12 protein-coding genes are annotated in these 12,806 nt (G+C 63.5%); 7 read left to right on the top strand and 5 right to left on the bottom strand.

The annotated features are described in order from the left end of the window. Nucleotides 1-98 precede the first annotated feature (98 nt). Entirely contained in the window at nucleotides 99-1,415 is a 1,317-nt protein-coding gene (locus ABIA90_RS09655) for a mechanosensitive ion channel family protein (protein WP_071916939.1), read from the top strand. Nucleotides 1,416-1,522: 107 nt separating this feature from the next. Further along, nucleotides 1,523-2,341, top strand: a complete 819-nt coding sequence (map, locus tag ABIA90_RS09650) for a type I methionyl aminopeptidase (protein WP_063980716.1) — start codon at nucleotides 1,523-1,525, stop codon at nucleotides 2,339-2,341. A 73-nt stretch (nucleotides 2,342-2,414) separates the two neighbouring features. Here the strand turns inward: map and ABIA90_RS09645 are convergent, their stop codons facing one another. From ABIA90_RS09645 to ABIA90_RS09635, 3 genes are all read right to left on the bottom strand, one after another. Next, nucleotides 2,415-3,137 (bottom strand): 3-oxoacyl-ACP reductase family protein, encoded by a 723-nt coding sequence (locus tag ABIA90_RS09645; protein WP_354118660.1) that lies wholly within the window; start codon nucleotides 3,135-3,137, stop codon nucleotides 2,415-2,417. Between the two features lie 49 nt (nucleotides 3,138-3,186). Beyond that, a complete protein-coding gene (locus ABIA90_RS09640; protein ID WP_354118659.1) occupies nucleotides 3,187-3,753 on the bottom strand; it encodes a TetR/AcrR family transcriptional regulator in 567 nt (188 codons plus the stop codon). A 103-nt stretch (nucleotides 3,754-3,856) separates the two neighbouring features. After that, nucleotides 3,857-4,453 (bottom strand): bifunctional transcriptional activator/DNA repair enzyme AdaA, encoded by a 597-nt coding sequence (locus ABIA90_RS09635; RefSeq protein ID WP_354118658.1) that lies wholly within the window; start codon nucleotides 4,451-4,453, stop codon nucleotides 3,857-3,859. Nucleotides 4,454-4,586: 133 nt separating this feature from the next. Between ABIA90_RS09635 and ABIA90_RS09630 the strand changes: the two genes are divergently transcribed. Further along, nucleotides 4,587-5,525 carry a DMT family transporter gene (locus ABIA90_RS09630; protein ID WP_354118657.1) on the top strand — a complete coding sequence of 313 codons (939 nt, stop codon included), beginning with the start codon at nucleotides 4,587-4,589 and terminating at the stop codon, nucleotides 5,523-5,525. A 49-nt stretch (nucleotides 5,526-5,574) separates the two neighbouring features. On the opposite strand, the gene ABIA90_RS09625 is transcribed toward ABIA90_RS09630, so the two are convergent. After that, nucleotides 5,575-6,015 (bottom strand): antibiotic biosynthesis monooxygenase family protein, encoded by a 441-nt coding sequence (locus tag ABIA90_RS09625; RefSeq protein WP_354118656.1) that lies wholly within the window; start codon nucleotides 6,013-6,015, stop codon nucleotides 5,575-5,577. Between the two features lie 406 nt (nucleotides 6,016-6,421). Here ABIA90_RS09625 and ABIA90_RS09620 point away from each other — a divergent pair, with 406 nt between their 5' ends. The 3 genes from ABIA90_RS09620 (at nucleotide 6,422) to ABIA90_RS09610 (ending at nucleotide 10,825) form a co-directional block, all read left to right on the top strand. Continuing rightward, nucleotides 6,422-6,808, top strand: coding sequence for a VOC family protein (locus ABIA90_RS09620; RefSeq protein ID WP_354118655.1), 387 nt, complete (start codon nucleotides 6,422-6,424; stop codon nucleotides 6,806-6,808). 100 nt (nucleotides 6,809-6,908) lie between these two features. Further along, on the top strand, nucleotides 6,909-7,622 hold the full coding sequence (radC, locus tag ABIA90_RS09615) for a RadC family protein (RefSeq protein WP_354118654.1): 714 nt from the start codon (nucleotides 6,909-6,911) through the stop codon (nucleotides 7,620-7,622). A 278-nt stretch (nucleotides 7,623-7,900) separates the two neighbouring features. After that, nucleotides 7,901-10,825: an autotransporter family protein gene (locus ABIA90_RS09610; RefSeq protein ID WP_354118653.1), complete on the top strand. Its 2,925-nt coding sequence runs from the start codon at nucleotides 7,901-7,903 to the stop codon at nucleotides 10,823-10,825. A gap of 441 nt (nucleotides 10,826-11,266) precedes the next feature. Here ABIA90_RS09610 and ABIA90_RS09605 read toward each other — a convergent pair whose 3' ends face one another. Further along, entirely contained in the window at nucleotides 11,267-11,512 is a 246-nt protein-coding gene (locus ABIA90_RS09605) for a hypothetical protein (protein WP_135215889.1), read from the bottom strand. 607 nt (nucleotides 11,513-12,119) lie between these two features. On the opposite strand from ABIA90_RS09605, the gene ABIA90_RS09600 reads away from it, so the two are divergent. Then, complete coding sequence (locus ABIA90_RS09600; RefSeq protein WP_354118652.1) at nucleotides 12,120-12,596, top strand: YybH family protein; 477 nt, start codon at nucleotides 12,120-12,122, stop codon at nucleotides 12,594-12,596. Nucleotides 12,597-12,806: the final 210 nt, after the last annotated feature.

The following is a 12,806-nucleotide window of genomic DNA, read 5'->3' as shown; positions in this document are numbered from 1 at the left end:
ACTTCACTTAGCGGTGTATCGATGGCCGGGCCGCTCCCTTTGTGGGAATCTGCGGCGCCCTCGAATCAATCCCTGCCGCCCGCTTCCCGACGAGACTGATGGACATGGACCTCAAAGACTTCATGGAGTTCGTGCAGACCACCGCGCGCAGCGTCGGGGCGGAAATCTCCTCGCCCTGGTTCTACCTGCAATTCGGCCTGATCCTGGCCGCGGCCGGCATCGCCTATGCCGCGGAAGCCGGGGTTCGCAACCGCATCGACATGACATCGCTGGCGATACACTGGCCGCTGCCGCTCCGGCACTTCGCCCGGGTGATGGTCTCGAGCGCCTCGACGGCGGTGTTCACCCTGATGGTGATCCTCTCCCGCGTGGTGATGTATCACGCGACCTGGCCGAGCCGCAGCTATCTCCTGATGGTCGCCGCCAAGCTGGGACTGGCCTGGCTTGCGATCCGGCTCGTGACCTCGGTGCTGCGCAACGCCTTCATCGTCAAGCTGGTGTCGATCTCGGCGTGGTTCGTCGCGGCGCTGTCCATCATCGGACAGCTCGACACGACGGTCGACCTGCTCGATTCCTTTGCGATCGTGCTCGGCGGCCTGCGGCTGACGCCGCTGCTGGTGATCAAGGCCGGCGCGCTCCTGCTCATCGCGCTCTGGGCCACCAACATCGCCAGCAATTTCGCCGAGAGCCGGATCAACTCGACCACCGATCTGACCCCGTCGGTGCAGGTGCTGCTGGTCAAGATCATCCGGATCGGGCTGCTGGCCATCGCAATCGTCATCGCGCTCGGCGCGGTCGGTATCGATCTCTCGGCGCTCGCGGTGTTCTCCGGCGCAGTCGGCGTCGGCATCGGTATCGGCCTACAGAAGATCGTCGCCAACTTCATCTCGGGCATCATCCTGCTTGCGGACAAGTCGGTGAAGCCGGGCGACCTCGTCACCATCGGCGACAATACCGGGCGCATCAGCGCGATGAAGACGCGCTATATTTCCGTCGCCGCCGGCGATGGCCGCGAATTCCTGGTGCCGAACGAGGACCTGGTGACGCAGAAGGTCGTCAACTGGACCTATACCGACAAGAACACGCTGGTGAAGATCGCCTTCGGCACCAATTACGACGCCGACCCGCGGCTGGTTTGCAAGCTCGCCGCGGAGACCGCGGCCGCCCATCCCCGCGCGCAGAAGGGCAAGCCGCCGAACAGCATCCTGACCGAGTTCGCGGAAGCCGGGATGAAGTTCTCGCTGACCTTCTGGATCGCGGACCCCGACGGCATGGATGGCGTCAAGAGCGACGTGATGCTGGCGCTATGGGAGGCCTTCAAGCGCGAGGGCATCCGGGTTCCCTATCCCGTCCGCGAGATTCGCGTCCGGGGCGGCGCCCTGCCGGTGGAAACCACCGTAGAAGTCCCGAATTAGGCCCTGTTTCGGGCGCAAGAGCGACGCCTGACTTGCATGAAGGCCCGTGATCATTAGATTATGGCCCTGAAATCAAGCCCTTCCGCCGACATCGAGACCAGCCCCGCATGAGCTACGTCGAAGCCTCCGATACCTCCCTGCGCAAGACCGGACAGATCAAGCTGCACGGGCCGAGCGCCTTCGCCGGCATGCACAAGGCGGGCGCGCTGGTGGCGAAGTGCCTTGACGAGCTCACCGATATCGTCGGGCCCGGCGTGCCGACCGAGCGCATCGACCAGTTCGTCCGCGACTTCGCCTTCAGCCACGGCGCCTATCCGGCGACGCTGATGTATCGCGGCTACCGCTACTCGACCTGCACCTCGCTCAACCACGTGGTCTGCCACGGCATGCCCGGCGATCGTCCGTTGAAGGAAGGCGACATCGTCAACATCGACGTCACCTTCATCGTCGACGGCTGGTACGGCGATTCCAGCCGGATGTATGCGGTCGGCCCGATCGCCCGCAAGGCCGAGCGGCTGATCGAGGTGACGTATGAGGCGATGATGCGCGGCATCGCCGCGGTCAAGCCGGGCGCCACCACCGGCGACATCGGCCACGCCATCCAGAGCTTCGTCGAGCCGCAAGGCATGAGCGTGGTGCGCGATTTCTGCGGCCATGGCCTGGGGCGCATGTTCCACGACGAGCCGAACATCATCCATATCGGCCGGCCCGGCGAAGGCGTTCAACTCAAACCCGGCATGTTCTTCACCATCGAGCCGATGATCAATCTCGGCAAGCCGCACGTGAAGATCCTCTCCGACGGCTGGACCGCAGTGACCCGCGACCGCTCGCTGTCGGCGCAGTTCGAACACTCCGTCGGGGTGACCGCGACGGGCGTCGAGATCTTCACGCTGTCGAAGCGGCACGGCGAGACGCAGATCGGGTGATGGGCCGGCAGGACCGCGATGCGATCCTGCCATCCTGTTCGCCGGCGATGATCCGTCGTCAGAGGCGGACCTCTTACAGCACGTAGCCACCATCGATGGTGAGGCTGGCGCCGGTCATATAGCCGGATTCCGGGCCCGCCACATATGACACCAGCGCGGCGATCTCGCCGGGCTCACCGACGCGCTTCAACGGAACGATCTCTTTCAGCCGCGACACCATCGTGGCCGTCATGTCGGTCTCGGTCGGGCCCGGCTGGACGTTGTTGACCGTGATCCGGCGAGGCGCCAGGTCGAGCGCAACGCCGCGGACCAATGAGGCAACGGCGGCCTTGGTCATGGCATAGACGCTGCCTCCCGGCGTCCCTGTCCGGATCGCCGTGTTGCTCCCGATCGTGATGATGCGGCCGCCGTCACGCATCTGCCCGGCTGCCGCCTGGATGGCCAGAAAGACGCCGCGGATATTCACATCGAGAATGAGGTCGAGGTCTTCCAGGCTGAACTGCTCGACGGGACCGAGGCGGAGAATGCCCGCGTTGACGACGACCGCATCAAGCACCCCAAGCCGGCTCACGGTCTCGGCGACGGCCGCGCGGATCGCGGCGGGATCGGCGCTATCGGCCTTGATCGCGACGGCCTTGCGGCCAGCGTTCTCGATCGCGGCCACGATTTCGGCGGCACTGTCCGGTCGCGACACGTAGGTTAGCGCGATATCGAACCCGTCCCGTGCGAGACGGACCGCGAGCGCGGCGCCAATGCCGCGCGCTCCACCAAACACCAACGCGACTTTGCTGCTCATTTTCTCTCTCCTTATTTTGAACGATCGTTCCAAATTTGACCAAAAAAAATTACCCGAGGGCGCGCAATGCGATGGCGCCGAGCGCCCGTAATTGGCGCGGCCTGGCGCCACCGCGCGCGGCGATTCGAATACCGGCAACATTCGCCAGCAGAAACTCGGCTGCGTCGTCGGCGTCGAGATCCCGCGCCACGTCGCCGTCGGCCTGCGCTTCGCGCAAGCGTTTCGAAACGGCGCCCTGGAGCGCACGGCCTGACGCCGCATGGATGCTGGTGAGGTCATCCCGCGAGCGGCCGAACTCGCTGATCGAGCCGATGCCCAGGCAAGCCTTATTCGCGTCGCGAACGACGCGGTCGATCATCGCCCTGAGGCCGTCAATCGCGCGCGGCGGCGCCCGCAGCGCGGCAAGATGGGCTTCGACCTCGCTGGCCGCGTAGCGGCGCACCGCGGCGCAATAGAGTTGCCATTTGTCGCCAAACGTATCGTAGATGCTCTGGCGGCCGATCCCCATGGCGTCAACAAGCATCGGCGTCGAGGTTCCCTCGAAACCGTGCTCGCGAAACGCACCGATCGCGGCATCGAGCGCCTCGTCCTGATCGAATTCCTTGGTCCTTGCCATGACACGACAATAGTTATTATGGAACGAATAGTCAATTATCAAATGCGGCGGCATTGCCCGCGACATGGCGGGCAGCAGATCGGGTGATGCCTGGCTCGGCGGCCTAGTGGCGACGCCGGAATGACGACGGCGGCCGCTTGTAGGTTGCAGCAAAGGCATCGTTGAAGCGGCGAACGCTGCCGAAACCGGCGGCGAAGGCGATCTCCGCCAATGTCATGCTGGTCTGGTCGATCAGACGCTTGGCTTCCTGCACACGGCGGGTCGCGGCGATCTCGCTCGGGCTCGCACCGGCGTGGCGCATGAACAGGCGGAGCAGATGGCGCGGCCCGACGCCCAGGACTTCCGCAAGGTCCATCATCGACGCGCGATCCAGGAATCCGTCATTGATCAGGCGCATCCCGCGCGCGACGGTGGTAGCCGTTCCCATCCAGGCCGGCGATCCCGGCGCGGTTTCCGGCCGGCAGCGCAGGCATGGGCGAAAGCCGGCGCGCTCGGCGGCAGCGGCGGTCGCATAAAAGGTGACGTTCTCGGAGCGAGCGGGGCGAACCGGACAGACCGGCCGGCAATAGATGCGCGTCGAGCGAACGCCGGAGAAAAACAGCCCGTCGAACGCGCGTGCCCGCGCCAGCCGCGCCCGATCGCAGGTGTCCCAGTCGAGATGCGGTGGCAGCGTCTGCCGATGTGCCGAGCCTGTTGCCATGGCGGAAGAATAGTTTCAATGCAGCTCGCCGAGTAGCTGGAATCGGACTCGATCGGGCGATGAGGTCCGAATTCAGCCAGCCTGCGCCACCGCGCCGGATCATGGTCCCGGTCCATCCCGGAGCAGATTCGCAATGCACACGCAGGCGCAACAAACAACGTCAGGACAAACCACGCTCACATTCGAGATCGGGCTCCTGCTCCTCCTCTCACTGATCTGGGGCAGCTCGTTCACGCTGATCAAGGTCGCAATCCCGACGATCCCGCCGTTCACGATGGTCGCCGCGCGCGTGACGATCGCGGCCATTCTCCTGATCGCGATCGCTCGCGCTCAGGGGCACGCTCTTCCCGCCCGGGGACCGGTGTGGGCGGCTTTCTTCGTGCAGGGGCTGCTACAGAGCGCGCTGCCGTTTACCCTGATCAGCTGGGGCGAGCTGCATATCGCAAGCGGTCTCGCCGGCGTGCTCAATGCGACCCCGCCGATGTTCGTGCTCGCGATCGCGATGATGACCGGACGCGGGCGACAGGCGATCAGCAGCCGGAAGATCATCGGCGTCGCGCTCGGTCTTGCGGGCGTCGCGGTGACGATCGGCATCGATGCGCTGTCCGCCTTGGGCACGACGGCCCCGCTGGCGCAGGCCGCCGTGCTCGGCGCAAGCCTCTGCTACGCGCTCGCACCGATATGGGGGCAGCGGTTCTCCGGCTTTCCCGCCACCGTCACGGCGGCCGGCGCCATGAGCTGTGCCGCGATCCTCATGGTCCCTGCCGCACTCGTCCTCGAGCAACCTTGGACGCTGGCACCGACTTCGCACGCGGTCGCGGCCGTCGTCAGCCTCGCGGTGATCTGCACGGCGCTCGCGATGGTGATCTATTTCCGCTTGATCCGCACGCTCGGCCCACTCGGCACGACCAGCGGCAGCTATCTGCGCGCGGGCTTTGCGGTGGCGCTCGGCACGGCATGGCTCGGCGAACGCTTCACCTGGTCGGCCCTTACAGGCATGACGCTCATTCTCGCCGGGGTCATCGCCATCACGATACCCCCGCCGGCGCGGCGCCGTGGTCTCGAACAGTGACGGCGCCCGCGGGGCGGTCTTTTGGACCGCCCCGAGCCGCCGTTACCGATCAGGCATGATTGACCTCGACGACCTCGCACAGGATCGTCTCGGCCTTCGACAGCGCCGCAAGGCTCCGGATGTACGGCGCAAATCGCGGATCCCGGCGAAAATTCTCGATGTCCCCCGCGCTTGCCCATTGCGAGTAATTGATCGCGCGCCGGCCCTCCTTGCTGGCGTGGACGCTGGACGAGATGAACCCGGGCTGCTTGCTGAAGAAGGTCTCGGTGCCCTCCTTCAGCAACTGAACCAGCTTTTGCTGGTTGTCCGGCTCGACCGTGAAGACGTTGACGAGGGTCGTGACGTCGCTACCGGTGCGAATGGTCGCCTCCATCTTCGAGCTCCTGTTCTGGCTGTGGGACGGCGCCGATTGCGCGACGAGCAAGACGCCGGCTCCGAGGCCGGTGGTAACGAAGGCACGACGCGACGGCTCAGGTCTGGTCCGGGACATTGATGTTCTCCTGTTGCGGAAGATCGGCTGGCCACTCGACCGGCCAACAGCGCTGAGACGAACGAGGCAGGAGAACGAAGACAGCTGGTGTGAAATTTTTTTCCAACGGCTCATTCGCCCCGACCGTAAATCCGGGCCGGCAACATCCTGACCGGCTCCCGGCGTTGCCGATGCGCGCGAACTCTGCTACCCCGGAGCGCGCCGAAAAAGGCATGGCCGGATTGGTAAGCCCGGCCTGTTCCTGACTTGCCAGGAATTCTGCCACCGTCTCCACGGTAGGACCCACGGCCGGACAGAGTGACGCGATCGTCACGATGCTCGGCGGGTCATGTCGTCGTGTCAACTCGGCCGCCGCTCAGTGTGGAATCTCGTTCCGTCCGTTCCTTCACCTGAACGGAGACCACCTATGCGACTGCAACATCTCAACCTCGTGACCTCGGACGTCACCGCGCTTGCCGCCTTCTTCGAGCGCTTCTTCGGCTTTGCACCCTATGCCTCGCGCGGCGAAGCCCTCGTCGTCCTGCGCAACAAGGAGGATTTCGTCCTGACCGTGATGCGCGGCAGGACGGGCGAGCCGGCCGACTATCCCGCCAATTTCCATATCGGCTTCTACTACGACGAGACCGCCGAGGTGGAAGCCAAGCACGCCGAGCTAAAGGCCGCGGGCCTCAACCCGAGCAGGATCGCCTCCATGGATCGTGGCGGCGGCGACCGCGTCTCGCACTTCTATGTCACCGCGCCGGGCCATGTCCTGGTTGAGGTCTGCACCCCGCCGGGAGGGTTTTCGCCGTAGGCAGACGACGAGAGCCCCGACGGTCGCGCCAATGAGCGAGCCGCCGGGGCCGGACACTTCCCGGTTGCAAAACGCGCTCCGTACGGCATGGTTAGGCCTGATGCCCGCCAAGACCGACCACGACAAGAGCAAGCCCGAGGACGCGCCGCACTATCACGGCCATCGCGAGCGGCTGCGCGAGCGCTTCTACAGCGCCGGCGCGGATGCGCTCAGCGACTACGAGCTGCTGGAGATGGCGCTGTTTCCGGCGCTGCCGCGGCGCGACACCAAACCGCTGGCGAAAATGCTGATCAAGACCTTTGGCTCGTTCGCCGAGGTTGTGCACGCGCCGGTGGCACGCCTACGCGAGGTCGACGGCATCGGCGAAGCCGCGATCCACCAGCTTAAGCTGATCGCCGCGGCGACGCACCGCGTCGCCAAGGGCGAGGTCAACAGCCGCAACGCGCTGTCGTCCTGGAACGAAGTGATCGATTATTGCCGCTCCAGCATGGCCTTTGCCGACAAGGAGCAATTCCGCCTGCTCTTCCTCGACAAGCGCAACCAGCTCATCGCCGACGAGGTGCAGCAGACCGGCACCGTCGACCACACCCCGGTCTATCCGCGCGAGGTGATCAAGCGCGCGCTGGAGCTGTCGGCGACCGCGCTGATCCTGGTGCACAACCACCCCTCAGGCGATCCCTCGCCCTCGCAGGCCGACATCCAGATGACCAAGGCGATCATCGACATCGCCAAGCCGCTCGGCATTGCCGTGCATGACCACATCATCGTGGGCAAGCATGGCCATGCGAGTCTGAAGGGACTGAAGCTGATCTAAACGACGTCGCCTCTTGGGGGCTAAAGCGGACCTTACCGCGAACCTCGCAAAACGACGCGATTGCCCCAGAGCAGTCATCAATCCCGCTGGCAACTCGAGGTTGTCCAGAGAGCACGGCGTGGATCCGTTGGATCAGCATTGTTGTCCCATGCGTGACTCGTAAGCGACAGCGGTCGGGATAATGGATTGCTGCCGCGATCGCCACAGATGCGGCGTCTTCGCACAACAATTCTGGTGCTCGTTGCCTTTCGTGATCGCGTGTGATCGGGCGCAACAAAATGGAACTGCGCAAGCCTTTGCGATTACTTGCCGGTCAGGCGCCGCGTCGGCACCCTCTGCGAGCACGGGTGCTTTCCGTTGTTCTGCCTTGCGTGATTATCATCGGCGCACCGCAAGCGGCCCGCGCTCAATGTACAACTGATCCTGTCAACGGCGGCATCCTTCAGAACGGCGGAACCTGCGTAGCCAATAATCCGGTGAGCACCGGTTTCAACATCGCGGTCAGCGCGTTGAACGGCGCAAACGTGACGACCAATGGCACGGTGACGGCCAATGGTGGTGGAACAGGAATCCAGGCCACCACCAACGCCACGGTCACCGCAAACGCAAATGTAACCGCCGCCAGCACTGGCCTGATTGCGAACACCGGCGGCACGATCATCATTAATGCGATCACCCTGGCGAATTCTGGCGGCGGCGGCGCGGCCATGATCGCCACCACCGGCACGATCATCGCGAATAGCACGACCGTGAGTTGGAACGGCGGCGCCGCGGTCGGGGTGGGCGGGGTAGTGCAGGCCACGGCGGGAGGTCTGATTCAATTCACACCTGGCTCGTCGATCAATCTCAGCGGTGGCTTCGGCAAGTTGATGACCGCCGACGGTGCGACAAGCCAAATCATCGCCAATGGTCTTTCCGTGAACATGGGTGCTTCGGGCGGCATGACCGCGGCTACGGCGCAGAACAGGGGGAGTATCCAGCTTGCGAGCGGCAGCAGCATCACGTTCGCCGGAGGCGGCGGGAATACCGGCCTATCGGCAACAGGGGCCAACAGTTCGATCACGGCGACCGATCTGAGCTTGTCGGTAGGTAATGGCGGTGGTGATGTCGGTGTGAACGCCGCGTCCGGGGGGCAGGTGACGTTGACGCGCGGCTCCGTTACCGTTCCGGGCATTGGCGGCGGGGAGATAGGACTTCGGGCGACGGGGGCGAACAGCCTGGTTACCGCAAACGATGTGGTCGTCAGCGTGACGGGAGGCGGTGGAAACGCTGGAGTGAATGCGACGACTGGCGGCACCGTTACGACGAGTGGTGGCTCGGTGTCCGTCGTCAACGGCGCGGGCGGGCTGCTGCAGAACGGCGGCAACGTAACCATGACCGGAACCGACGCGACCGCGTCAGGAAATGGCGGCTTCGGCTTTCTGTTCAACGGTAGCGGAAACACGTTGCAGTACAGCAACGCCACCATCGTGGCCAGCGCCGCCTCCTTCTCGGTGCAGGGCGCCGCGGCCAACATCAGTCTTAGTAATACCGTCGCAGTAACAAATAACAACACCCTGCTCGAAACGGTGTCTGGAGCCAGTACGACGTTCAACGCACAGGCATCGACCTTGCGAGGGGTGATCACGACGGCGGCCGGCGGCATCAGCACAGTCACCCTTGCGCAGAATACCGTCTGGACGATGACGGGCAATTCGAACGCAACCAACCTGACCAACAACAGCGGTGAGATCATCTTCACCCCGCCGACCGCGGACCCCACACAACTGTCGAGCTACAAGACGCTGATTGCGAATAACTATGGGGGCGCAGGCGGCTTGATCACGCTCAATACATTTCTCGGCAACGACACTTCGCCATCCGACAGGCTGGTTATTAACGGCGGCGCAGCGACGGGCTCGACAACGCTAAGAGTATTGAACACGACCGGTCCCGGCGATCAGACCGTTGCGAACGGCATCCTTTTGGTGCAGACCGTCAACAACGCCACCACGGCGCCCGGCGCTTTCTCGCTCGCCGGCGAGGTGCGCGGCGGCGCTTATGATTACTTCCTGTTTCGCGGCGGCATTAACGGCAATGCGCCCCAGGATTGGTTCTTGCGCTCGACTTTCGATTCGGGGCCGACACCCCCGGACCCGCCGATTATCCCGCCGCCGATCCTGCCGCCCGATCCGCCTCCGGACGGGCTGCCGCCCGGCTCCTACCCAATCATCGGGCCTGGACTTGCAACCTACGGGTCCGTTCAACCTATGGCCCGGCAAATCGGCCTCGCCACGCTTGGTACGCTCAACCAGCGAGTCGGCGACACGATGACATTGTTGAATGCGGGTACCGACCCTGATGGCTGGGGCCGGTCAGACTGGGCGCGCGTTTTCGGTCAGCAGATCAACGGCCACTACCAGGCCTTCGCCGACCCGCGCACCGATGGCTGGCTGGCGGGCTTCCAAGGCGGAATCGATCTCTGGCGCGGCAGCACCATCCCCGGTCACCGCGACTCTGCTGGACTTTACTTCGCCTATACCCAGGCGCGGGCCGACGTGACCGGGCTGGTCACAAACCCGGCGGCCACTGGCTACATGCTCACCCACACCGGGACCAACGACATCCAGGCTTACTCGGCCGGCGGCTACTGGACGCACTACGGTCCGACCGGCTGGTACCTCGACGCGATCCTGCAGGGGACGCTCTATCGCGGCAACGCGACGACGCAATTCACGCAATTGCCGCTCAAGGGCGCCGGCTTCGTTGCCTCGCTGGAGACGGGCTATCCAATCCCGCTGCCGCTTGGCCCAGGCTTCGTGCTCGAGCCGCAGGCCCAGATCATCTGGCAACGGGTATCGTTCGACGAAGCCAATGACGGTCTGGGCCCGGTCGGGCTGGGCACGACGTCGGGTCCGATCGGACGGCTCGGCCTGCGCGGGCAGTGGAACATTGCCAGCAGCAACGGGATGCTCTTGCAGCCTTATGCAGGCGTCAATTACTGGCGCAGCTGGGGCGCGGGAGCGGACACCACTTTTGGCATCGATCAAGTGCTGCTGCTGCAGAAGATGCAGACGGTCGAAACTTTCGTCGGCTTCACCGGCAAGCTCGACAAGAGCTACAGCGTCTATGCTCAATTCGGTTATCAATTCGAGGTCGGCAGCACGGTCAACGCGGGCCCGCAAGGCGCCAAAGGCACCGCGGGCATACGCTACAGCTGGTGAATTGGGTTCCATCAAGCTGCTTGCGATCTCTACGCGCAGCGAGGCCCGCATTCCGCGGCCTGCCGTATACACTATGTGCATGTCCGGATGCGGCCCTGTTTGAGACATGCCGACCGACCTTGAGAATGTCCGCGAACCGAGGAAGACCGGAAGTGGCCAGCGCACAAGGCAGGCCGCTTCCATGCGGCCGTCTTCGCTTGGTCACGAATGACCCGGATTGGCAGCCTACAACGCGCCGATCGTCTCGGCCAAAGCATGATCCGGAAAAGTGCGCAGCGGCTTTCCCTCGCGACAAACGCGGAGCGCGTTTGCGCGGAGATCATGCTCAAACAACAACCTAAAGCGCGATGACGATTCATCCCAATCTCATCGCGCTTTAGGCAAGATGACTGACCAGCCGGAAGGTCTCTCAGCGGGCTCGGCAGGGCGATGATCGCTTCCTTACGGCAGCGACCCTCTAAGGTCCGCGACACCAAAATCTACCGTGGCTCCGCCACCGTTCTCAGAAGTCGTCTGGGTGCGGGCCTCGCTGTGCGCTGACACAGCGATGACCCGGTCGCCTTTCTTCTCCGCCAGTCCGACATTTCGAGCGAGGATCGCGCCAAGCAAAAGCATCGTGACCATCAGCCCGCTCACGGACGCAGTCACATAAACATTGGACCAATTGCGCATCACTACACCACCCATGCGCATCGCCCCGGCCCGATGCAACATGCGTCGTTGAGTCGTTAGGCGATTTGGTGGCGCGGCAGTGGCGTTCTGGAGTTCACCTCACTTGTTACGCGGTGGCGGCCACTCGTTGCAGGTTCGTGGCGAGCGGATTGCTTTGAGGAGCCTTTCCTGTGGACCGCCGCACTTCCATCACAGGAGACAGCATGGACTCAGGCATACTCCGAAATTGCGCGGCTTGCTCTCCCGGCCGCGCGGATCTGGCCTGGAGCCCCGACTGGTACGGTCGGGGCTCTCTTTGGAGCGGCTCTCTGAGACCGTTCAGCTTGGCCTCGGGCGGCGGTCTTCGTGCTGCCAGTCGCCTAAGCACTAACCCGATCACTAGCTCCGTCAGAACTGCTGACGTTGCTATCCGCTTCCGGGATTTCGGCGCTGTTCGTCTGGATCAGAAATAGCTGTTCCTGCATCTCGACGAGGCGCGCGCGGCTATATTGCCACCGGATAAACTAGCTTCACCGGGTGAGTCTCCCGCACATTTCTGGCATTTCGCGAACCAACGGCATGGGATAACCTCTGTCTGTTTTCCTGACTTCATTTTCTCAATGGCAGACAATAGGAGAGGAAAATGAGTGCGAAATCATTGGTCTTCGCATTGCTTCTCCCGCTTCTGATGTGGGGCTCATCTGCAAGGGCGGATGATCTTCGTACAGCGATGGAAGTTTCCAACCAACAATGGCTGAACGCATTTAACACTCCAAATACCGCGGCATTTCCAGCCATGTACACTGACGATGCTATCTTGGTACCAGGAGGCTCCCCGGTCGCAGTTGGGCCTGAGGCAATCAAGCAATTTTGGGAGGGTGCCATCAAAGCGGGCTTCAAGGATCACACCTTCGAGATAATTGAGACCCGCGCCGATGGAAATCTCGCGTACCTCCTGTCGAGTTGGACTGTGAATCAAGTCAAGGGCGGGGGCGAGGTACGGGCGATGAGCGGGCACACGTTGCGCGTTCTGCTTAAACAAGCTGACGGGAACTGGAAGACCAAGGCCCACACCTTTATTCCGCAGAATCCGCCAGCACCCAAAGAAGCAAAGAACTAACATCTTTGTAATGGAAGACAGCGCCCGTTTACGAAATGAGCAAGCGGGCGCTATTTCCACTTACGGCGTCGCGAACTCCTCCAACAACGCCTTTGCTCAACTCAGGTCACGGGTGTCGAAGCCCTCGGTAAACCAGCCGTAGACCGGAGCGAGAAATTCTCGAAGGGTCCTCATTCCGTCTCCCTTGATCGCGCCGCAGCCGCGCCGTGC

Source organism: Bradyrhizobium sp. LA6.8, assembly GCF_040547935.1.
Lineage (GTDB): Bacteria > Pseudomonadota > Alphaproteobacteria > Rhizobiales > Xanthobacteraceae > Bradyrhizobium > Bradyrhizobium barranii.
The sequence above is the reverse complement of the archived record's forward strand: the minus strand, read 5'-3'. Positions and strand labels throughout refer to the sequence as shown.